Below are 19,815 nucleotides of genomic sequence, written 5' to 3'. Positions count from 1 at the left end.
TTTTTTACACCCACAACCCGCAACCCCTTTTTTTGTGTGGTCTGGGGGGCTGGTTTTTTTTTATACCACCCCGCGCCCGCCCGGGCCGCCCCCGCCCTGGCCGCCCTCCTCGGAGAAGCTGTAGTCGCCGAGTTCGCCCTTGTTCAGCCAGGATTCCGTGGCCGGCTGCCCGTCGGCGCCGTCGGACCCTCCGCCCTCGGGCATGGCCGGACCGCCCGCACCGCCGCGGCCCCCGGCCGCGACCGCGATGCCCAGCTGCTCGCCGGGGGTGACGTAGAGCGTGCACGCGACGAGACCGCCACCACCGCCTCCGCCTCCCCCGCCGCCGCCCGTCGCGGCGGTGAAGGGAACGGCAGCGGCGGGGGCGCCACCGCCACCGCCGCTGCCGCCGCCGACGAGCGTGATCGTCAGCGTCTCGACGCCCGCCGGCACGGTGAACGTGTACGTCCCGGGGGTGACGAAGGTCGTCGTGGTGGTGGCGGCGTGGGCCGGGCCCGCCCCGGTCAGCGGGCCCGCCAGGGCCCCGCAGCACAGCGAGACGGCGGCGGCGAAGCGCGCCGACCGCGAGGCCGCCCTCCCCCGGCCCGGTGACCCGACGCTCGACGTGTCCGACATGCCGGCTTCCCCTTCCGTCCGAAGGCCCGGGCAGCCGCCCGGGCACCGGCCCAACGACGGCCGGCCGCGGCGGTTTCGCACGCCTCGGCCTTTCGGACGGCACGGGACCGCGGCTGACGCGGCGTCGGGCCGTTGTCGGAGGTCTCCCCTAGCGTCCTTGGGCATGACTCCTGTGAGCGCAACACCACCGGTCACCACCACCGTGCTCGCCCACCGGGACGGCAGCGGGCACCCCGCTCTCGGCGGGGCGCCCGTCGCCCGTCTCACCGGCACGCTGCGCGAGGCGCTGCTCGGGCTGGCGGCCCGCCTCGATCCGGCGGGTACCGCGGCCGAACCCGGCTGGGCCGTGTGCACGGCGCTGCGGCTGGTGGTGGCCGGGGCCTACGACACCGCCGAGCCCGGCGAGGAGCCGGGGCTGCTGTACGTCACCCCGCCGGTCGCCGAGCTGGGCAGCCGGCCGGTGTGGCTGGAGCGGACGCGGCCGGGCGGGCCGGTCACCGCCCGGTTCCCGGCCGACCGCTGCTGACCCGCGGCCCCCGGCGGGCTCAGGCCTTCTTCACCACGCTGGACTTGAGCTGCATGGCGCCGAAGCCCTCGATGCGGCAGTCGATGTCGTGGCCGTCGACACCGTCGACCAGGCGGATGTTGCGCACCTTGGTACCGGCCTTGATGCCGGAGACGCTGCCCTTGACCTTGAGCGCCTTCACGACGGTCACGGTGTCGCCGTCGGCCAGCACGTTGCCGACCGAGTCCTTGATCACCCGCTCGCCGGACGCGGCCTGGCCGTCGCCGGCGGCGGGGTCCCACTCGTGGGCGCACTCCGGGCAGACCATCAGGGCGTCCATCTCGTAGGTGTACTCGCCGGAGCACTGCGGGCAGGCGGGGAGGTTGTCGCTCATGTGATTCAGACTGTCCAGTCGTTCGAGTGATGGTTACCGAGGTGGCGGAAGGCAGGCGGGGAGGGCCGGGGCCGACGGCCCGGTGACGGCGCCGCGCGCCCGCAGATGGGTGCGGGCGTGGTCGATCGCCTCGGGGGTGGTCGCGAAGACGTGGCCGTCGTCGCGCAGCTCGTCGAGGATACCCAGGGCGTCCAGGGGCCGGTGGTGCTCGTCCCGGACGCCGGAGACCAGGACGAGCGTGCCGCGCCGCCGCAGCCGGCCGATCGCGTCGCCGAGGACGGTGGCCCCGCTGGCGTCGACCGCGCTGACCCGGGACATCCGCAGGATGACGACGTCGACCTCGGCGGCCTCGGTGAGCTCCAGCAGGAAGCGGTGCGCGGCCGCGAACAGCAGCGGCCCGTCGATCCGGTAGGCGACGATGTGTTCGGCGAGCAGGGCCTGCTCCTCGTCGTGGTGGTCGGCCGGCGGCAGGTCGGCGTGCAGCGGGACCTGCTCCACCCTGGCCGCCCGCGCGACCGCCGCCAGGGCCAGCACCCCGGAGACCAGCAGGCCGACCACGACCGCGGTGACCAGGTCGAAGGCGAGGGTGGCGGCAGCGGTGAGCAGCAGGACGGCGGCCTCGCCGCGCCCGGTGCGGGCGAGCGCCCGCAGCGAGCCGACCTCGACCATCCTCACGGCGGTGGCCAGCAGCACTCCGGCCAGTGCCGCGAGCGGGATCCCGGCGACCAGCGGGGCCGCGGCGAAGACGATCACCGCCAGGACGGCGGCGTGGACGAGGGCGGCCAGGCGCGACACGGCGCCGGAGCGGACGTTCACGGCGGTGCGGGCGATCGCGCCGGTGGCGGCGACGCCGCCGAACAGCGGCGCGGCCAGGTTGGCGAGGCCCTGGCCGAAGAGTTCGCGGTCGCTGTCGTGCCGCTCCGAGACGCTCATGGCGTCCGCGGCGGTCGCGGACATCAGGGACTCCAGCGCGGCGAGCACGGCGACGGCGAGCGCCGAGGTCAGCAGGGCGGGTACGGCCGACAGGTCGAGGAAGCCGAGCGAGGGCGCCGGGAGGCCGGCGGGCAGGTGGCCGATGGTGGCGACCGGCAGGTCCGCGATCGCGGCGGTGACGGTCGCGCCGGCGACGGCGACCAGCGAGAACGGCACCGAGGGCCGCAGCCGTACGCCGATCAGCATCACCGCCGCCACCGCGAGGGCCAGGCCGAGCGCCGCCCAGTGCGGGGCGGCGGCGAAGGCGCGCACCGCCGCGGCCGCGACGAGCGCGGGATTGTCGCCGTCGGGCTTGCCCACCCCGAGCGCGCCGGGCACCTGCTGGAGGGCGATGACGCCGGCGATCCCGAGGGTGAAGCCCTCCACCACCGGCACCGGGACGTACGCCATCCACCGGCCGGCCCGGATCAGCGCGAGCAGGACGAGGATCACCCCGGCGAGCAGCCCGACGGTCAGCACCCCGTCGGTCCCGTAGCGGGCGACGATCGGTACGAGGACGACGGTCATCGCGCCGGTCGGCCCGGAGACCTGGACGTTGGATCCGCCGAAGACGGCGGCGAGCGCCCCCGCGACGACGGCGGTGGCCAGGCCCGCTTCGGCGCCGGCGCCGGAGGAGATGCCGAACCCGAGCGCCAGCGGCAGGGCGACGATCGCGACGGTGAGCCCGGCGAGCAGGTCCTTGCGGGGCGAGCGCGCCATGGTGGCGAGGATCTCCCGGGTCGGCAGTACGGCGCGCATCCGGCCGAGAGCGGAAGCGGCGATGGTCACCCTGCCTCCTTCTTCCTGTTCCTCACCGGTGCGCGGCGGATCGAGCCGGTCCGACGGCACGCCAGCATGTATGAACATGAAGAATTTTTCAAGTCGCTGATTGAGCACCCGCCGGATCCGGACAGTAGCGACCGGCCCTCCGCTTCGCAGGGGCCGGTCCGGGCGCTCCGCTCAGCGGCGGTGGCGGCCCCGGGGGCGCGCGGCCGGGGTCGGGGCGGGGGCCGGCGCCGGGAGGAAGAGGCGGGCGGCCTCGCGGCCGAGGTTGACGCCGATGGCGAGCGCCATGGCCATCACGGCGGCGTGGGCCACGCCGCGCAGGCCCGCCTCGTCGTCGCCGCGGACGAACGCGAGCAGCGCGAAGTAGAGCACCGAGCCGGGCAGCAGCGGCCCGAGGGCCGCCGTGACGTGCGGCAGGGCGGGGCTGCCGCAGTGGCGGGCCATCACCTGGCCGGCCAGGCCGACCAGCCCGGCGGCCAGGGCGGCGGCCGCGACCGGCTGCTGGCCCGCGCCGACCATCAGGCCGTACGTCGTCCAGCCGGCCGTGCTGTTCAGCACCACCGCGGGCAGCGCACTCGGCTCGGTGTTCAGCATCACCGCGAAGGCCAGCGCCACGACGACGGCCGCCGTGAGCTGGAGCGGCGGATTGGAGGCCCCCACCGGGAGGTCCCGGGCCGCCAGGTCCGCGCCGCGGTTGACGCCGACGTAGAGCACGGCCGTCACCCCGATCACCACGCCGGTCATCAGGTACAGCGCCTCGACCATCCGGGCGGCGGCCGTGAGGTAGCAGCCCGCGAGCCCCTCCTGCGCCGCGGCGACCAGGCGCCACCCGGGCAGCAGCGCGTACAGCCCGCCGGTGATCACCGCCGAGCCGCGCAGGTGGAGGCCGTTGAAGGAGAGCAGGATGCCGATCAGCGCGGCCGGCGTCGCGGCCAGCACGAACTGGTAGAACTCCGGGAGGTCGTGGCGCGCCACCAGCACGGCCAGCCGGTCGCCGACCGTGGCCGCCACGAAGGCGCTGGCGAACACCAGGCCGGCCCGGGCGTCGGTGCGGCCGCCGACCAGCACCGTCGCGGCCCCGGCGAGCAGCCCGCAGGCCAGCGCGACCAGCCACCCCGGGTAACGGTGGCCGCCGCGCAGCCCGGCCGCCAGCCGGCGGTGGGCCTCGTCGACGTCGATCCCGCCCGCCGAGATCATCGTGACCAGCCGGAAGAGCAGCGCCAGCCGGGCGTAGTCGCCGGACGGGCGGCGCACGGACCGCTCCGCCGTCAGCGGCGGCTCGGCCGGGCGGGGCCGGTAGGAGACGGCGACCCGGGTGAAGGTGACCTGCGGGTCGCACGGGTGGACGCCGTAGGCGCGCGCCACGGCGAGCATCGCCGCCTCGACGTCCTCCGCCGCCTCGCCGCTGGCCAGCAGCAGCTCCCCCACCAGGAGGGCGAGGTCCAGCACCGCCGCCACCTCGGCCGGGCCCGGCAGGTCGGGCCCGGGCGGCTCGTGGAGCAGCGGGCGGGCGCCGGTGGGCGTGCGGAGCAGCGGCAGCATGCGGTCGGGCCAGGAGGTCGCCCGCGCGCCGGTGACGACCGGGCCGCCCAGCGGCGTACGGGTCTGGAGCGGCACCTTCTCCGGCCGTGCCGACGCCTTGCCGGGCCGGCTGGACCTGCTCGGCTCGACGGCCCCGGGGACGTCGGGGGCGTCGGCCGATCCGGTGGCTCCGGTGGCGGGGGCCGGGCCGGCGGATCGAGGAGGCCGGGGAGTCCGGGAGAGTCGGGAAGGTCCAACAGATCCGCCGGGCTCGGCACGTGGGCCCAGCTGTTCGTGTTCCGGCATCGCCGCTCCCTGGCCAGCACCCCCCTTTCGGGTCGCCCAGTGTATGCGGACGACTACCCGCTGCGACCACCCGGTGAACGCGCCACGCGCACGCAGGCGCGCCGGGGTGGAGTGAGGGCGAACTGCTCGCGCCGGTCCCGTCCGGACGCGCCGCGACCGTCGCCCTCACCCCCCGCCGGGGCGGCGGACCGTCAGCCGAGGTGGCGGCCGTCCCGGGCGACCACGCGGCCGGCCTTGACCACCAGGTCGCGCGCCGGGAGGTCGACGACGACCTGCGGGAGGCACTCGCCCGCCAGCAGCATGAAGTCGGCGGGGGACCCGGGCCGCAGGGTGGCGCGCGGCAGGTCGAGCAGGTCGGCGCCGCCGTCGGCGGCGAGCGCGAAGCAGTCGGCCAGCTCCTGGTCGGTGCGGGCGTCCGTGGTCCAGCCGAGCAGGTGGGCGCGGTGCAGCATGTCGGCGTTGCCGAAGGGGCTCCAGGAGTCGCGCACACCGTCCGAGCCGAGCCCGACGCGCACACCGCGCGCCTGCAGCTCGCGGAACGGCAGCACCTGGTGGGCCGAGGGGGCGACGGTGGTGAGGCCGACGCCGGCCTCGGCCAGCCGGTCGGCGAGTTCGGCGAGCCGCTCGCCGGCCAGCTCGGGGACGCAGAAGGCGTGGCTGACCACGACCCGGCCGGCCAGGCCCGCGGCCTCGGTCCGGGCGATGATGTCGCGCAGCGGGTCGAGGCCGCGCCCGCCCCGGTCGTGCAGGTGGATGTCCAGCCGCAGGCCGTGGCGTTCGGCCAGGTCGAAGACGAGGTCCAGCTGGGCGGGGCCCTCGCCGTCCGGGCCCCCGTCGAAGCCGGCCGGGTCGATGCCGCCGACCGCGTCGATCAGTCCGCTCGCCGCCGCCTCGGCCATCAGCTCGCCCGCACCGGGGGTCCGGCGGACGCCGTGCTGGGGGAAGGCGACCAGCTGGACGTCCAGCGCCCCGGCCAGCCGCTCGCGCGCCTCGGCCAGCCCGGCCACCCCGGCCAGTCCGTAGGCGGGGGCGACGTCGACGTGCGCCCGCACGGCGCGGGTGCCGGACGCGACGGCGTGCGCCAGCAGCCGGTGGGCGCGCTCGGCGAGCGGGGTGCGCTGGTGGTGGTGGAGGTCGACGTCGCCCCGGACGTACTCGGGCAGCGAGCCCGCCGGGCGGCGGCTGCACCAGGGCTCGCCCCACGCGGTCTTGTCCGGGTGGATGTGCGCGTCCACCAGGGTGGGCAGCGCGATCCGGCCCCCGCCCTCCACGACGACCGGCTCGGCGCCCTCCGGCAGTCGCTCGACCAGGACGCCGTCGACGGCGAACAGGTCGGCGGGCCGCTCGGCGCCGTACGGGCGGACGTTGCGGAAGACGGTGGCGGCGGTTCCGGCCATGGGGAGTCAACCCTCTCTGCGGGCATGGTCGCTGGGGTGGTGCGGTCGCCGCCCGGGGCGCCGGTCCGTCCACGGAGTGTCCGACGACCGTCCAACTGGCGAAACATCCCACCATTTCTTGCAACAGTCTGTTTATCATCCCTGGGTCCCCCGTAGCCCACCCGGAGCCGTTCCCCCATGCCCACGCCGCCCACCGCCAAGGCCCCCCGGCCGCACCCGCTGCACGCCCTGCGGGCGTCCGTCTTCGCCATCGGGGCCCTGCTCCTGCTGGCCGCCATCGGCGTGGTCGTCCACCAGCCGCTGCTGATACCGCCGATCGCCGCCAGCGCGGCACTGGTGCACGGCGCGCCCGGACTGCCGATCTCCCAGCCGCGCAACGTGATCGGCGGCCAGCTGCTCTCCGCCGCGATCGGCTTCGGCACCCTCGCGGTCACCGGCAGCACCGCCTGGGGAGCGGCGATCGCGGCCGGCCTCGCGCTGGGCGCGATGATGCTCTGCCACCTGTCGCACTCCCCGGCCGTGGCCAGTGCGGTGGTGGTGGTCCTCCAGGCCCCGGACGCCTGGCCGTTCCTGCCGCTGCTCGCACTCTCCACCGTCCTGCTGGTGGCGATCGGCCTGCTGCCGGGCCGGATCGGCGGGCATCCCGTGCGCTACCCGCTCTCCTGGTGACGACGGGGCTGCTGGTGACGACGGGGCTGCGACGGCGGGGCTGCGGGGTCGTCCGATCGGATGACCCCGGCGTCCACCGAGCGGCTCCGGCGGACGGGCCGAGCCGCCGATGCGGCGGCGCGGCCCCGCGGCGCAGGCTGGGAGCCGGCCGCGGCACGCCCGCCCGGGCCGCCGCCCGTCCGTGGAGGAACCCCCGATGACCGACCGCACCCTGTCACCGGCCGACCGGGCCCTGCCGGCCGCCGCCCGCGCCGAACGCCGGGGCTTCACCGGGCTCGCCGGGGCCGCCGGCACGGCCGGGACCGCGCGGGTCGGCGGCTCCGTCCGGGGGCAGCGGTGAGCGCCCGGACCGCCCTCGGGCGGGCCGCCGCCGGCGCCGCGACCGCCCTGGCGCTGCTGGCCGCCTGCGGGGAGGCCTCGCCGACACCGACACCGACGCAGGCCACCACCGGGCCCGCGACCACCGCGGCCGCCGCCCCCGAACCCACCGAGCCCGCCACCGCACCACCGGCCGCTTCGGGTGCGCCCTCCCCCTCCCTCCTCGTGACCGACTTCGGCGCGGACACCGTCACCTTCGTCGACCCCGCCGCCACCGGCCGCGCCGCCGACCTCGGCTCGGTCCGCGTCGGCACCGCCCCGTACGGACTCGCCGTCGGCCCCGACGGCACCGCCTGGGTGGCCACCGCCGAGGGCGTCGCCGCCGTCGACACCGCCACCCGCACCCGCACCGCGCTGATCCCGTACCGGACCCGCACCGGCCCGGTGGCCACCGGCGAGTACCGGGGCGGCGGCATGGGCCTCGCCCTCTCCCCCGACGGCAGCCGGGTCTACGTCGGCGTCAACGTGCCGGAGGGCAACGGCACCCTGGAGGTCGTCGACACCGCCACCCGCACCGTCACCCGGGTCGTCCCGGTCGGCCGCCGCCCCTTCGACGTGGACGTCTCCGCCGACGGCCGCTCGGTCTACGTCACCGACCACGACTCCTTCGACGTCACCGTGGTCCCCACCGCCACCTGGGAGCCCCGCCGCATCGAGGTCGCCCCGTACGGCACCGAGGGCGGGCTCGGCTCCTGGCTCAAGCCGCACTACACCGCCGTCCGCCCGTCCGACGGCGCGCTGCTGGTGCCCTTCGAGGGCGAGCGCCTGGCCGTCGTCGACCCGGCCACCGGCCGGGTCGCCGTCGAGCCGATGACCGCCGACACCCACCAGCACGGCGTCACCGTCGCCCCCGACGGCACCCTCTACGTGGTCGGCACCGGTCCGATCGACCCCGCCGTCGACGCCGGCCCGTCCCTCACCGTCCGCCGCCCCGACGGCACCGAGCGCCTCGTCCCGCTCGACGGCCCGCACGAGACCGTCACCCTCTCCCCCGACGGCCGCACCGCCTACGTCTCCGGCGGCTACACCCGCGAGGGCGGCTGGAACGGCCTCACCCTCGTCGACACCGCCACCGGCCGCACCACCCGCCTGCCCGTCGGCCGCCTCCCGCTGGCCGTCGCCGTCCTCCCGTCCGCTCCCGGCCGCTGAGGCCGCTGAGGCCACTGGCGCCCACCGGACCGATGGGATTGGATGGCATCGGATGTCGCCGACGGCAACAGGGGGGCGGGACGGGTCCATGGAGTCCGAGCGCGAACTGGTGCGGCGGGTGCGGGAGGTGGCCGCCGCGAACGGGGGGTCGCCCCTGGAGACCGCACGGTGGCTGGGGGCCGAGCTGGGACTGCCCGGCACCACCGGGGAGGAGCCCCACGGCCCGCGCGCGGCCCTGAGATCCATCGTCTGGCAGGCGTTCCGGATCACCTATGGGCAGGCGCAGCTCGTCCTCGCCCGGTCCGGCCTGGACCGGGGCGGCCGGATCGACGAGGCCGGGCTGGACGCGGAGGTCGGGCGCCTGCTGCCGCGCACCGAGGACCTCGACGTCGGCGTCGTCGACCGGGCGCGGTACTCGGCCCGCCAGCCCCGGCGCATGGAGCTGAGGGCCACCCAGGACGACCTGCCCGTGCGCCTGCCCGGGGAGTTCCGGCTCCTGCGGTACGGGCCCTACCGGATGGTCGTCCTGCGCGGCCGGCCGGCCGGCCCGGACGGTGACGGCCCGTTCCTGGACGTCGAGTTCGAGTTCGTCCACGGGATGCGGATCCGGCCGGTGTACCAGGACCTCGTCATCGGGCACGCTCCCGCGTCCGCCGCGGAGGCCGCCGACGGGGCGGACGCCGAGGCGGTGGCCGCGATGGAGGCGCTCGTGCCCCCGGGAGCCTTCGGATCGCCCCCGCGGCTGCTCCTCAGGGACGGGGACGTGCGCGACTTCGTGGTCTGCCGCTCCGTCCAGGTCTACCGCTTCGACCCCCGGGAGGCCGCGGCATGACGCAGGACGGGAACACCCCGCAGCCCCCCGCCCGCCGGCGCAGGCCGACCCTCGACGAGATCGCCGAGGAGGACAGGCGGAGGGAGTACGCCGAGACCCTGGCGCTGCAGGAGTACGCCGCGCGGCACGGCGGTGCGGTCCACGAGACGCTCCGCTGGATCGCGGCCCGGCACGACTGCACGTGCGGCCCGGCGGAGAAGGCGCACGAGATCGCGGTCCAGCTGGGCATCGCCTTCGAGCTGGACCCGGTCGCCGCCGTGCGCGCCGCCGAGTGGAGCGGCCTCGGCCTCGGCGGCACCGTCTCGGACGCGCTCCTGGCCGAGGCGGTCGGCCCCCGGTTCGTCGCGCGGCCCGAGAGCGTCAGGCTGAACCCCTCGGACTTCTCCAGGATGGCCTCCCGGCAGGCCCGGACCAGGACGCCGCTCAGCGGCGAGGACGGCTTGACCGCCGCGGTGGGCGAACCGGTCGTCGTGCTGGAGCACGTCACCGTCCTCCACGCGTACGCGCCCGAGGACGCCCGGCTGGTCCTGCGGAGCCGGGACGACCGGCCCGGGTTCGGCCTGCTGGAGGTCGAGTTCCGGGGCGTCCGGGAGATGACGGTCCTCCCGCACTACGACGGCCCCCTCACGATCGCCGAAGCACCGGAGCCCGGACCGCTCCGGCGGCTGCTCCTCACGGCCGGCGGCGCGGCGCGGGGCAGCGTCCGCTGCTCCTCCGTGCACCTCTACCGCTCCGAGCCCGCCGGACCGGGCGTGGACGGGGACGAGCCGCCGGACCCCACCGGGGCCTGAGCGTCGCACCCGCGTGCGGGCCGGGGCCGTGGCTCCCGGCCCGCACGCGGGGCCGGTCAGCTGTGCGGCAGGGCGAAGTTGTAGCCCTGGGCACTGTGCGCGCCACCGGCCGGACAGACGCCGTCGGTCGGGTAACCCCAGAAGTACATCGAGAAGCACTTCTGACAGAACCGCCAATTACGCTGCTGGGTCGGGGTCTCCGGGACGTCGTGCGGCAGGGTGAAGTTGTAGCCCTGGGCACTGTGCGCGCCGCCCGCCGGACAGACGCCGTCCGTCGGGTAACCCCAGAAGTACATCGAGAAGCACTTCTGACAGAACCGCCAATTACGCTGCGCGGTGGGGGTTTCCGGGAGGTCGTAGGGCAGGATGAAGTTGTAGCCCTGGGCACTGTGCGCGCCACCGGCCGGACAGACGCCGTCCGTCGGATAGCCCCAGAAGTACATCACGAAGCACTTCTGACAGAAGCGCCAGTTGTTCTGCGTGGCGGCCAGTCTCGCCGGGCCGGGCGCCGGAGCGGCCCCGGCCCGGGCGGCGCCGGCGATCCCCGCCAGGCCCAGCGCGGTGGCGCCGACGGCGCCGCGCAGGAAGGTCCGCCGACCGGATCCGGCGGTCGAGCGCGGTGCGGACGTACCCGACTGATCCATTGTTCGTCCTCCGTTGAGCGTGCCGTGGGAGGTTCACCGCGATTCGGGCGCGGCCCGGGAAATAATCCCGTCAGGGGTATTGGGCCGTCAAGGACGATTTCCATGGGTTTACGGCGGCGGGAATTCCGCTGAGCCGCCGCGGGATCGGCCGCCGTCACGGCAGTGGCGGGTGGGGGAAATGATTCCGCTGAGCCGCGTGAATCCGCTCCGGGCGCGCCCCTTTTCCCCGTCTCGCGCGGGCGCGAATCCGACATCAGGGCGCGCACGGAGGAATTCGCCACCGAAGCGCCCCCACCGTCCGGCGGTGCCGACAGCCGGAGTGGGCCGCGCTCGGCCGCCGCTCAGCTCCGGAAGCCCGCGTGCACGTGGTCGCGGTGGGTGTCGTCGGAGAAGAACTGGTTGGCCGTCGCACCGCCCGACAGCTGCCGCGGTCCGCCGACGTTGTACGAGCCGGCCGCGGCGGCGGCCCGCATGAAGCCGTCGACCAGCTCGTGCGGTGTGGCCGGGTCGACCACGGGGTGGCCGTCGATCTGCCAGGTGTCGAAGGCCCGGCCGGCCGGGTGGTCGCTGGGCCGGTCGGTCCCGAACACGTCCAGCGGGTGGCCGGAGCGGACCACGCTCACCTGGAAGGAGTACGCACCGGCCAGGGTGAGCATGGCCTGCAGCACGCTGTCGCGGACCGAGCCGCTGCGCAGGTCCGCGACGGCCGCCGGGGGCAGCACGATCCGCGGTTGCGCCAGCACCCGGGCGGCGAGGGCGGGGAGCGCGGACGCGGCGGGCCCCGGATCGGCGGGGTGGAGCGCGGTGACCGTCCAGCGGGGGCTCGCGGCGCTCAGCCGGACGTCCACCGTCGTCCCACCGGCGGTGACGGTGGAGCCGGTGGAGCCGGACGCACCGGAGGCGGACCACTGCCGGCACACCACCAGGACGCTCGCCGAGTCCGCGAGGATGCCCCCGTACTGGGCGTCGACGACCTCCACCACCGCCTCGGGGGCTGCGGGCAGCAGCGGACCCGCCTGGTCGGCGAGCTGCGGCGGCAGGCCGAGCGCCGCCACCCGCCCCCGGGCCGCCTCCAGCCCCTGGCCACCCCGCCCCCAGGTGCCCAGCGCCTCGATCAGCTGCACCGCGCGCAGCTTGACGTCCGGCTGGACCTCGCCCGGGCCCGGGAGCCAGGGCGCGGCGGTCGGGAGCGCGAAGGTCGGCAGCGCGGCAGAGGCCTGCGGCGCGGCCGGGGTGGACGCGGCGACGGACACGGTGGCGGCCGGGGTGGACGCGGTGGCGCCGGGCGCGGGGGTCGGGGAGCCACCGCTCGCACACCCGCAGGCGGCACCGAGCACCGCGCCGAGCCCGCCGACCAGGACCGTCCGCCGCCTCACCGGGGGAGCTGGAACACGCACGTGGGCCAGTGTGCCCCGCCATCGGGCCCCGCCGCCGCCCGGCGCACCCACCGGAGGGACCGGCTCCGGTTCCATTGACGTTAATAATGCCCAGTATTAATCTTGGCCCCATGGCAAGGACGTCGGCGGGCCACGAGACCCGCGAGAGGCTGCTGCGGGCGGCGGAGGAACTCTTCGCGACCCGGGGCGTGGAGGCCTCGCTGACCAAGGACATCGTCCGGCTGGCCGGACAGGGCAACCCGTCCGCCGTGCAGTACCACTTCGGCTCGCGCGAGGGCCTGCTCGACGCGATCATGGCCGCCCGCCAGGAGCGCACCGAGCGGGCCCTCGCACCGCGCCTGGCCTCGCTCACGGACGCGGACCTGCCCGCACTGCTGGGCGCGCTGGTCGCCGCCGAGGCCACCGAGCTGCGCACCGACCAGGGCCGGCGCTGTCTGCGGATCTCCGCGCAGATCAGCCACAACAGCGGCGTCCGCACCCGGACCCCGCACCCCACCCTGGCGGGCGGCGGCTACTGGCGGCTGATCGAGCTGGCCGAGGAGCGGATCTCCGCACTGCCGGAGCCGATCCGGCTGGAGCGGCTCGACCTGGTCCTCACCCTGATCGGCGCGGCGCTCGCCGACCGCGCGCAGCAGTACCTCACCGGGGCCGAACCCCTGACCGGCGAGGAGACCTTCCTCGCCGACCTGGTGGCGGTGTCCGCCGCCATGCTCTCGGCCCCCGCCCCCGCCCTGTGAAGGAGCACGTCATGAACGACCTGACCGGCAAGACCGTCATCATCACCGGAGGCGCCCGCGGCCTGGGCGCCGAGGCCGCCCGCCTGGCCGTCGCGGCCGGCGGCAGCGTGGTGATCACCGACGTCCTGGAGGAGGACGGCAGGGCCACCGCCGCCGAACTCGGCGAGCGGGCCCGGTTCGTCCGGCACGACGTGACCTCCGAGGAGGGCTGGCAGCGCGTGGTGGACTTCGCGGTGGCGGAGTTCGGCGCGGTGCACGGCCTGGTCAACAACGCGGGCATCTCCACCGGCACCCCGCTGGTGGAGGAGAGCGTCGAGCACTTCCGCAGGGTCCTGGACGTCAACCTGACCGGGGTGTTCATCGGCATCAAGACCGTCGTCCCGGCGCTGCGCGCGGCCGGCGGCGGCTCGATCGTCAACATCTCCTCGGCCGCCGGCCTGATGGGCCTGGCGCTGACCGCCGGCTACGGCGCGTCCAAGTGGGGCGTGCGCGGCCTCAGCAAGATCGGCGCGGTCGAGCTGGGCACCGAGCGGATCCGCGTCAACTCGGTGCACCCGGGCATGACGTACACGCCGATGACGGCCTCGGTCGGCATCCAGCGGGGCGAGGGCAACTACCCCAACACCCCGATGGGCCGTGTCGGCGAGGCCCCCGAGATCGCCACCGCCGTGGTGTTCCTGCTCTCCGACGACTCCTCCTACGTCACCGGCGCCGAGCTGGCGGTGGACGGCGGCTGGACCACCGGACCGACCGTCAAGTACGTCATGGGGCAGTGAGCCCCGCGCGGCCGCGCCGTCCCGGAGGGTGCCCGGGGCGGCGCGGCCGCGTGCACACCGTCAGGCCCGCGGCCCGTGGAGCAGCACCGGGAGGGTGCGGTGGCCGTTGGAGATCAGCGACTCGACGGGCCGCAGGTCGGCGTCCGGGGCGAGGACGAGGTCCGGGAAGCGGTCGAAGAGCTTGCTCAGGGCGGTGCGGCCCTCCAGGCGGCCGAGCGGGGCGCCGAGGCAGAAGTGCACGCCGTGGCCGAAGGCGAGGTGGTCCTTGTCCACCCGGGCCAGGTCGAAGGCGGCGCCGTCGCGGTGCCGGGAGGGGTGGCGGCCGGCGGCGGCGTAGGAGGCGAGGATCGCCTCGCCGCGGCGGACGGTCACCCCGCCCGGCAGCTCGATGTCCTCCACCGCGTAGCGCAGCGGCAGGTGGGCGACGGGCGCGTCGCGGCGCAGCGTCTCCTCGACGACGTCCTCCCAGGAGACCTTGCCCGCGCGCACCAGCGCGAGCTGGTCCGGGTGGGTGAGCAGGTTGGCGATGCCGTTGTCGATCAGGTTCACGGTGGTCTCGTAGCCGGCCGAGACGACCAGCAGCAGGGTGTCGAGCAGTTCCTGCTCGCTCAGCCCGGCGTCGCCTCCCCCGCCGCCGGCCTCGGCACGGGGCTCGGCCTCGGCCGCGCAGGCGTCTATCAGCGCGGAGGTCAGGTCGTCGCCGGGCCCGCGGCGCTTGGCGGCGATCAGCTCGCCGACCATCGCGTAGAAGGCCACCGCGTTGGCCTCCGACTCCTCGGGGGTGAGCGTGGTGTCGAAGGCGCCGTCGACGTGGGCCCGGAAGCGGTCGATCAATTCGTCGGGCAGGCCGAGGAGTTGAGCGATGACCTGGATCGGCAGCGGGTAGGCGAGGCGCTCGCGGAGGTCGACCGGCGTGCCGGGCGGCGCGGCGGCGAGGCCGTCCAGCAGGGCGTCCGTCAACTCCTCGACGCGCCCGGCGAGCTCGTTGACCCGGCGGGCCGTGAAGGCGGTGCCGACCAGCCGGCGCAGCCGCCGGTGGTCCGCGCCGTGGGCGGTGAACATGCTGCGCACGCTCACCCACAGGGCCAGCGGCCAGGCGGTGGCGACCTCGGGCAGCTCGGGCCAGTGCTGATGGCCGTCCTTGGACACCCGGGGGTCCTTGAGCAGCTCCTCCAGCAGGTCCGGGTCGGCCACCGCCCAGGCCTTCACCCCCAGGATGTCGACGGGTGTCGCCGGTCCGCGGGCGTGCAGTTCGGCGGTCTCGGCGTCGCGGTCACGGCCGGTCGGGTCCAGCACGAGACGGTCCACGGGGGCTCCTTCGGTCGGACGGCGCAGGCGTGCGGCGCGGCACGGGCCGCGCCCGGGGATGAGCATGCCGCCGCGCGTGCGCCGCGTCGAGAGGGCCTTTCAGGTGCGGATGGCACCGTTCCGCGGGACCACCCGAACAGCCGTTTCAGGCGTCAACCGACCGGTGCGCCCGGCCGCTTCTCCCCCGGCAGCGGCCCGGGCCGGCCTCCGCGGCCGCACCACGGAGGGAACGAGCGTGATCGACGGGCGCACCTTCACCAAGGCGCTCGGGCTCGGCGCGAACGGCACGGCCCGTGCACCGCGGGCCGTGCTGCTAAGGTGGCGAGAACGCTGATCCTTCGTCGAGGAGACCGGACATGGTGGTGGACGACGACATCTCCGGGTGATACCCGGACCGACAGGCCGCTCGCCGGTGCGCTGAAGCACCGCTGCCGCGGCCCGGCTGTCGTCCCCTTCTCCCCCTTGTCCATCCAGGGGACAGGTGTGTCCTTCCCTGCCCCTGGAGCCTTCACCCCGTGAGGTCATCCCCATGTCCGGCGCTTCCGTCGTGTGCTCCAACCTGTCCTTCTCCTGGCCCGACGACACCCCCGTCTTCCAGGACCTCTCCTTCGCCGTCGGCTCCGGCCGCACCGGCCTGGTCGCCCCCAACGGCAGCGGCAAGAGCACGCTGCTGCGGCTGATCGCCGGCGACCTGCGGCCCACCGCCGGGTCGATCACCGTGGACGGCACCCTCGGGTACCTGCCGCAGACCCTCCCGCTGACCGCCGAGCTGAGCGTCGCCGAGGTGCTGGGCGTCGCCGAGGTGATCCGGGCCATCGACGCGGTGGAGTCCGAGGACGTCGACGAGCGGCACTTCACCACCATCGGCGACGACTGGGACATCGAGGAGCGCACCCGCGCCCAGCTGGACCGCCTCGGGCTGGGCGCGCTCACCCTCGACCGCACGCTGCGCACCCTCAGCGGCGGCCAGGTCGTCTCGCTGGGCCTGGCGGGCCAGTTGCTCAGGCGTCCCGACGTGCTGCTGCTCGACGAGCCCACCAACAACCTCGACCTGGACGCCCGGCACCGGCTGTACGACACCCTGGAGGACTTCCACGGCTGTCTGCTGCTGGTCAGCCACGACCGCGCGCTGCTCGACCGGATGGAGCGCGTCGCCGAACTCGACCGGGGCGAACTGCGCCTGTTCGGCGGCAACTTCACCGCCTACGAGGAGGCCGTGCGGGCCGAGCAGGAGGTCGCGGAGAAGAACGTCCGCAACGCCGAGCAGGAGCTCAAGCGGGAGAAGCGGGAGATGCAGCTGGCCCGTGAGCGGGCCGACCGCCGGCAGAGCAACGCCGCCCGCAACCTGAAGAACGCGGGCCTGCCGAAGATCTTCGCCGGGACCATGAAGCGCGGCGCGCAGGAGGCGGCGGGCCGGGCCGGCCAGGTGCACGCCGGCCGGGTCGGCGAGGCGAAGGCGCGGCTGGACGAGGCGGGGCGCGCGCTGCGCGAGGAGCAGCGGATCGTGCTGGACCTCCCGGACACCCAGGTGCCCGCCGGGCGCACCCTGTTCCTCGGCGAGGGCCTGCGGGTACGGCTCGGCGAGCGGGAGGTGTTCGCCGAGCCCGGTGTCGACCTGACCGTCCGGGGCCCCGAGCGGATCGCGCTGACCGGCCCCAACGGCGCGGGCAAGAGCACCCTGCTGCGGCTGCTCACCGGCGACCTCGTACCCGAGGGCGGCGAGCTGCGGCAGGCCGACGGGCGCGTCGCCCACCTCTCGCAGCGCCTGGACCTGCTCGACCCGGACCGCACGGTCGCGGAGAACTTCGCCGTGTACGCCCCGGAGCGGCCGGAGGCGGAGCGGCTGAACCTGCTCGCCCGCTTCCTGTTCCGCGGCGCCCGGGCCCACCTGCCGGTCGGGGTGCTGTCGGGCGGCGAGCGGCTGCGCGCCACGCTGGCCTGCGTGCTGTGCGCGGAGCCGGCCCCGCACCTGCTGCTGCTGGACGAGCCGACGAACAACCTGGACCTGGTCAGCGCGGGGCAGTTGGAGAACGCCCTGAACGCCTACCGGGGCGCCTTCGTGGTGGTCAGCCACGACGAGCGCTTCCTGAGCGGGATCGGCATCACCCGCTGGCTGCACCTGGCCGGGGGCGAGCTGCGGGAGACGGCCGCGCCGGTGCGCTGACGCCCGGGTCCTCCGCCCGGGGAGGGGCCGGCGGCCGACGGGCCGGTCCCTCCCCGGGCGTCCTCCGGCGGGGCGACTACCCGGCGGTAGCGGTGCTCGGCGGCGCCCGCCCGGGAACGCTGCGCCGGATCGGCGCACTGCCGTGCAGGAGACCCCGGGAGCCGTCCATGCCGCCGTCCATCCGCCGCTCCCCCTCGGCCACCGGGCCGACGACCGGGCGCTCGGGCCTGCGCCGCCTGGGAGAGTGGTGCGCGCGCCACTGGCTGATGGTCATCGTGCTGTGGATCGTGGCGCTGGCCGCCGTCCAGGCCGCCAACAAGACGGTCGGCGGCGCCTACTCCGACGACTTCTCCCTGCCCGGCACCCAGGCGGCCCAGGGCAAGGAGGTCCTCCAGGCGCACGAGCCGGCCGCCGCGGGCACCAGCTCCCAGGTGGTGCTGCACGACGCCCAGCAGCTGACCGGCTTCCAACCGCAGATCGCGCAGGCCGTCTCCTCGCTCCAGGCGCTGCCGCACGTGCTCGGCGCGCAGAGCCCGCTGCCGCCGCCCGGGCAGCCCGCGCCGCCCGGCGGGCCGCTGTCCACCGACGGGCTGACCGGCTACATCACCGTCCGGTTCGACACCAACCCCACACTGCTCGGCGACGACTACCTGACCGGGGTGGACGCGGCCGTCGCCCCGCTGCGGGACGCCGGGGTGCAGGTGGAGTACGGCGGGCCGCTGGGCGAGCTGGCCCGGCCGGCGCCGGACGACCGGTCCAGCGAGGCGATCGGCTTCGCGGTGGCGATCGTGGTGCTGCTGGTCGGGTTCGGCAGTCTCGTCGCGGCCGGGCTGCCACTGCTGACCGCGCTGTTCGCGGCGGTGGTCGGCCTCGGCGTGCTGGGCCTGATCGCGGCGCTGTCCACCTTCGCGACGGTCGCGCCCACCCTGGCGACCATGATCGGCATCGGCGTCGGCATCGACTACGCGCTGTTCCTGCTCACCCGGCACCGGCAGAACCTGATGGACGGCGTGGACCCGGTCGCCTCCGCCGGGCAGGCGGTGGCCACCAGCGGGCGCGCGGTGCTGGTCTCCGGCTGCACGGTGATCATCGCACTGTCCGGGCTGTCGGTGTCCGGCATCTCCTTCATCGCCAAGCTCGGGGCCGCCGCCGGGGTCACCGTGGTGACGGCGGTGCTCGGGGCGCTCACCCTGCTGCCCGCGCTGATGGGGTTCATCGGCCGCCACATGGACCGCGTCACCGTGCGCCGCCCGATCGCCGAGAGCGGCGGCGTCGAGACCGGCGGCACCGGCACCGGCGGCACTGGCACCGGCACCGGCACCGACGACGCCCGGGCCGGGGAGACCACCGGCGTCTGGCACCACTACGCCCGGCGGGTCGAGGCGCGCCCCTGGCGCTACCTGGTCGCCGGGGTGGTCGCGCTCGGGGTGCTGTCGATCCCGCTGTTCTCCATCCAGCTCGGCCACATCGACGACGGCGCCGACTCCACCGAGTTCACCGACCGGCGGGCCTTCGACCTGATGTCCGAGGCCTTCGGCCCCGGCTCCAACGGCCCGCTCACCCTGGTCGTCGACCAGAGCGCGGTGGCGGCCGGCGACCGCCCCGCCGTCCAGGCCTCGCTGCAGCAGGCCCTCACCGGCCTGCCCGGCGCGGCGAGCGTCAGCCCGCTGCAGACCAGCCCGGACGGCGCGGTGCTGTTCAACACCGTCGTCCCGACCACCGCGCCCCAGGACCGCGCCACCACCGACCTGGTGAACCGGCTGTCCGACACCGTGCTGCCGGACGCCGTGGCCGGCACCGGCGCGACGACCTACGTGACCGGCAGCACCGCGGCCCAGGTGGACTTCCTGGACATCGTGTCCAGCCGGCTGGCGCTGATCATCGCGGTGGTGGTCGGGCTCGCCTTCCTGATCATCCTGGCCGTCTTCCGCGGCCTGCTGGTCGCCGTCAAGGCCGCCGTGCTCAACCTGCTGTCGATCGCGGCCTCGTACGGCGTCCTGGTGGCGGTCTTCCAGTGGGGCTGGGGCGGACCGGCACTGGGCGTGGCCGGCAAGGTCCCGATCGAGAGCTACGTGCCGATGATGATGTTCGCCATCGTCTTCGGGCTGAGCATGGACTACGAGATCTTCCTGCTCTCCCGCGTCCACGAGGCGTGGATCCGCACCGGCCGCCCGCACGACGCCGTCGCGCACGCCCTGGAGATCACCGCCCGGGTGATCTCCTGCGCCGCCCTGATCATGGTGAGCGTGTTCGCCGCGTTCATCGTCAGCGACAACATCGTGATCAAGATGATGGGCCTCGGCCTGGCGGTCAGCGTGCTGGTGGACGCCACGATCGTCCGGCTGCTGCTGGTACCCGCCGTGATGACCCTGCTCGGCGCCTCCGCCTGGTGGACCCCGCGCTTCCTCGACCGGATCCTGCCCCACATCGACACCGAGGGCGAGGGCGAGAAGGCGTAGGGGCCCGCCGGGCGG

General features: G+C 75.5%; 18 protein-coding genes. 10 read left to right on the top strand and 8 right to left on the bottom strand.

Annotation, left to right across the window (positions count from 1 at the left end; all coding sequences use genetic code 11):
• Nucleotides 1-60 precede the first annotated feature (60 nt).
• Nucleotides 61-615, bottom strand: coding sequence for a hypothetical protein (locus ACFC0B_RS30040; RefSeq protein ID WP_376092679.1), 555 nt, complete (start codon nucleotides 613-615; stop codon nucleotides 61-63).
• A gap of 163 nt (nucleotides 616-778) precedes the next feature.
• Between ACFC0B_RS30040 and ACFC0B_RS30035 the strand changes: the two genes are divergently transcribed.
• Nucleotides 779-1,141 (top strand): hypothetical protein, encoded by a 363-nt coding sequence (locus ACFC0B_RS30035; RefSeq protein ID WP_376092677.1) that lies wholly within the window; start codon nucleotides 779-781, stop codon nucleotides 1,139-1,141.
• Between the two features lie 19 nt (nucleotides 1,142-1,160).
• Here ACFC0B_RS30035 and ACFC0B_RS30030 read toward each other — a convergent pair whose 3' ends face one another.
• The 4 genes from ACFC0B_RS30030 to ACFC0B_RS30015 all read right to left on the bottom strand — a co-directional run bounded on the left by ACFC0B_RS30030 (nucleotide 1,161) and on the right by ACFC0B_RS30015 (nucleotide 6,496).
• Nucleotides 1,161-1,514 (bottom strand): zinc ribbon domain-containing protein YjdM, encoded by a 354-nt coding sequence (locus tag ACFC0B_RS30030; RefSeq protein ID WP_376092674.1) that lies wholly within the window; start codon nucleotides 1,512-1,514, stop codon nucleotides 1,161-1,163.
• A gap of 33 nt (nucleotides 1,515-1,547) precedes the next feature.
• A complete protein-coding gene (locus tag ACFC0B_RS30025) occupies nucleotides 1,548-3,245 on the bottom strand; it encodes a SulP family inorganic anion transporter (protein ID WP_376092941.1) in 1,698 nt (565 codons plus the stop codon).
• Between the two features lie 201 nt (nucleotides 3,246-3,446).
• Nucleotides 3,447-4,889 carry a threonine/serine exporter ThrE family protein gene (locus ACFC0B_RS30020; RefSeq protein ID WP_376092671.1) on the bottom strand — a complete coding sequence of 481 codons (1,443 nt, stop codon included), beginning with the start codon at nucleotides 4,887-4,889 and terminating at the stop codon, nucleotides 3,447-3,449.
• 401 nt (nucleotides 4,890-5,290) lie between these two features.
• Complete coding sequence (locus ACFC0B_RS30015; protein WP_376092668.1) at nucleotides 5,291-6,496, bottom strand: amidohydrolase; 1,206 nt, start codon at nucleotides 6,494-6,496, stop codon at nucleotides 5,291-5,293.
• A 177-nt stretch (nucleotides 6,497-6,673) separates the two neighbouring features.
• Here ACFC0B_RS30015 and ACFC0B_RS30010 point away from each other — a divergent pair, with 177 nt between their 5' ends.
• From ACFC0B_RS30010 to ACFC0B_RS29990, 5 genes are all read left to right on the top strand, one after another.
• Entirely contained in the window at nucleotides 6,674-7,165 is a 492-nt protein-coding gene (locus ACFC0B_RS30010) for an HPP family protein (RefSeq protein ID WP_376092665.1), read from the top strand.
• A gap of 196 nt (nucleotides 7,166-7,361) precedes the next feature.
• Nucleotides 7,362-7,505 (top strand): hypothetical protein, encoded by a 144-nt coding sequence (locus tag ACFC0B_RS30005; RefSeq protein ID WP_376092662.1) that lies wholly within the window; start codon nucleotides 7,362-7,364, stop codon nucleotides 7,503-7,505.
• Nucleotides 7,502-8,692, top strand: a complete 1,191-nt coding sequence (locus ACFC0B_RS30000; RefSeq protein WP_376092659.1) for a hypothetical protein — start codon at nucleotides 7,502-7,504, stop codon at nucleotides 8,690-8,692. Before ACFC0B_RS30005 ends, ACFC0B_RS30000 begins: the two co-directional genes overlap by 4 nt.
• A gap of 88 nt (nucleotides 8,693-8,780) precedes the next feature.
• A complete protein-coding gene (locus ACFC0B_RS29995) occupies nucleotides 8,781-9,524 on the top strand; it encodes a hypothetical protein (protein WP_376092656.1) in 744 nt (247 codons plus the stop codon).
• Nucleotides 9,521-10,315: a hypothetical protein gene (locus tag ACFC0B_RS29990; RefSeq protein WP_376092653.1), complete on the top strand. Its 795-nt coding sequence runs from the start codon at nucleotides 9,521-9,523 to the stop codon at nucleotides 10,313-10,315. Before ACFC0B_RS29995 ends, ACFC0B_RS29990 begins: the two co-directional genes overlap by 4 nt.
• 56 nt (nucleotides 10,316-10,371) lie before the next feature.
• Here ACFC0B_RS29990 and ACFC0B_RS29985 read toward each other — a convergent pair whose 3' ends face one another.
• Both ACFC0B_RS29985 and ACFC0B_RS29980 read right to left on the bottom strand, forming a co-directional pair.
• On the bottom strand, nucleotides 10,372-10,959 hold the full coding sequence (locus tag ACFC0B_RS29985; RefSeq protein WP_376092650.1) for a hypothetical protein: 588 nt from the start codon (nucleotides 10,957-10,959) through the stop codon (nucleotides 10,372-10,374).
• Nucleotides 10,960-11,300: 341 nt separating this feature from the next.
• Complete coding sequence (locus ACFC0B_RS29980) at nucleotides 11,301-12,356, bottom strand: hypothetical protein (RefSeq protein ID WP_376092647.1); 1,056 nt, start codon at nucleotides 12,354-12,356, stop codon at nucleotides 11,301-11,303.
• A gap of 110 nt (nucleotides 12,357-12,466) precedes the next feature.
• Between ACFC0B_RS29980 and ACFC0B_RS29975 the strand changes: the two genes are divergently transcribed.
• Both ACFC0B_RS29975 and ACFC0B_RS29970 read left to right on the top strand, forming a co-directional pair.
• Nucleotides 12,467-13,093 (top strand): TetR/AcrR family transcriptional regulator, encoded by a 627-nt coding sequence (locus ACFC0B_RS29975; RefSeq protein WP_376092644.1) that lies wholly within the window; start codon nucleotides 12,467-12,469, stop codon nucleotides 13,091-13,093.
• 11 nt (nucleotides 13,094-13,104) lie between these two features.
• Nucleotides 13,105-13,869: a glucose 1-dehydrogenase gene (locus ACFC0B_RS29970; RefSeq protein ID WP_376092641.1), complete on the top strand. Its 765-nt coding sequence runs from the start codon at nucleotides 13,105-13,107 to the stop codon at nucleotides 13,867-13,869.
• A 60-nt stretch (nucleotides 13,870-13,929) separates the two neighbouring features.
• Here the strand turns inward: ACFC0B_RS29970 and ACFC0B_RS29965 are convergent, their stop codons facing one another.
• A complete protein-coding gene (locus ACFC0B_RS29965) occupies nucleotides 13,930-15,243 on the bottom strand; it encodes a cytochrome P450 (RefSeq protein WP_376092638.1) in 1,314 nt (437 codons plus the stop codon).
• A gap of 463 nt (nucleotides 15,244-15,706) precedes the next feature.
• Between ACFC0B_RS29965 and abc-f the strand changes: the two genes are divergently transcribed.
• Nucleotides 15,707-17,341 (top strand): ribosomal protection-like ABC-F family protein, encoded by a 1,635-nt coding sequence (gene abc-f, locus ACFC0B_RS29960; RefSeq protein WP_376092635.1) that lies wholly within the window; start codon nucleotides 15,707-15,709, stop codon nucleotides 17,339-17,341.
• Nucleotides 17,342-17,508: 167 nt separating this feature from the next.
• Nucleotides 17,509-19,800 carry an MMPL family transporter gene (locus ACFC0B_RS29955; protein WP_376092632.1) on the top strand — a complete coding sequence of 764 codons (2,292 nt, stop codon included), beginning with the start codon at nucleotides 17,509-17,511 and terminating at the stop codon, nucleotides 19,798-19,800.
• Nucleotides 19,801-19,815: the final 15 nt, after the last annotated feature.

The organism is Kitasatospora sp. NPDC056184, assembly GCF_042268405.1.
Classification (GTDB): Bacteria; Actinomycetota; Actinomycetes; order Streptomycetales; family Streptomycetaceae; genus Kitasatospora.
The sequence above is the reverse complement of the archived record's forward strand: the minus strand, read 5'-3'. Positions and strand labels throughout refer to the sequence as shown.

What these genes read in the sequence shown, in the direction of transcription:
- ACFC0B_RS30040 (WP_376092679.1), bottom strand. Translation starts at nt 615, where the DNA reads ATGTCGGACACGTCGAGCGTCGGGTCACCGGGCCGGGGGAGGGCGGCC.
- ACFC0B_RS30035 (WP_376092677.1), top strand. Translation starts at nt 779, where the DNA reads ATGACTCCTGTGAGCGCAACACCACCGGTCACCACCACCGTGCTCGCC.
- ACFC0B_RS30030 (WP_376092674.1), bottom strand. Translation starts at nt 1,514, where the DNA reads ATGAGCGACAACCTCCCCGCCTGCCCGCAGTGCTCCGGCGAGTACACC.
- ACFC0B_RS30025 (WP_376092941.1), bottom strand. Translation starts at nt 3,245, where the DNA reads ATGCGCGCCGTACTGCCGACCCGGGAGATCCTCGCCACCATGGCGCGC.
- ACFC0B_RS30015 (WP_376092668.1), bottom strand. Translation starts at nt 6,496, where the DNA reads ATGGCCGGAACCGCCGCCACCGTCTTCCGCAACGTCCGCCCGTACGGC.
- ACFC0B_RS30010 (WP_376092665.1), top strand. Translation starts at nt 6,674, where the DNA reads ATGCCCACGCCGCCCACCGCCAAGGCCCCCCGGCCGCACCCGCTGCAC.
- ACFC0B_RS30005 (WP_376092662.1), top strand. Translation starts at nt 7,362, where the DNA reads ATGACCGACCGCACCCTGTCACCGGCCGACCGGGCCCTGCCGGCCGCC.
- ACFC0B_RS29995 (WP_376092656.1), top strand. Translation starts at nt 8,781, where the DNA reads ATGGAGTCCGAGCGCGAACTGGTGCGGCGGGTGCGGGAGGTGGCCGCC.
- ACFC0B_RS29990 (WP_376092653.1), top strand. Translation starts at nt 9,521, where the DNA reads ATGACGCAGGACGGGAACACCCCGCAGCCCCCCGCCCGCCGGCGCAGG.
- ACFC0B_RS29985 (WP_376092650.1), bottom strand. Translation starts at nt 10,959, where the DNA reads ATGGATCAGTCGGGTACGTCCGCACCGCGCTCGACCGCCGGATCCGGT.
- ACFC0B_RS29975 (WP_376092644.1), top strand. Translation starts at nt 12,467, where the DNA reads ATGGCAAGGACGTCGGCGGGCCACGAGACCCGCGAGAGGCTGCTGCGG.
- ACFC0B_RS29970 (WP_376092641.1), top strand. Translation starts at nt 13,105, where the DNA reads ATGAACGACCTGACCGGCAAGACCGTCATCATCACCGGAGGCGCCCGC.
- ACFC0B_RS29965 (WP_376092638.1), bottom strand. Translation starts at nt 15,243, where the DNA reads ATGCTCATCCCCGGGCGCGGCCCGTGCCGCGCCGCACGCCTGCGCCGT.
- abc-f (WP_376092635.1), top strand. Translation starts at nt 15,707, where the DNA reads ATGTCCGGCGCTTCCGTCGTGTGCTCCAACCTGTCCTTCTCCTGGCCC.
- ACFC0B_RS29955 (WP_376092632.1), top strand. Translation starts at nt 17,509, where the DNA reads ATGCCGCCGTCCATCCGCCGCTCCCCCTCGGCCACCGGGCCGACGACC.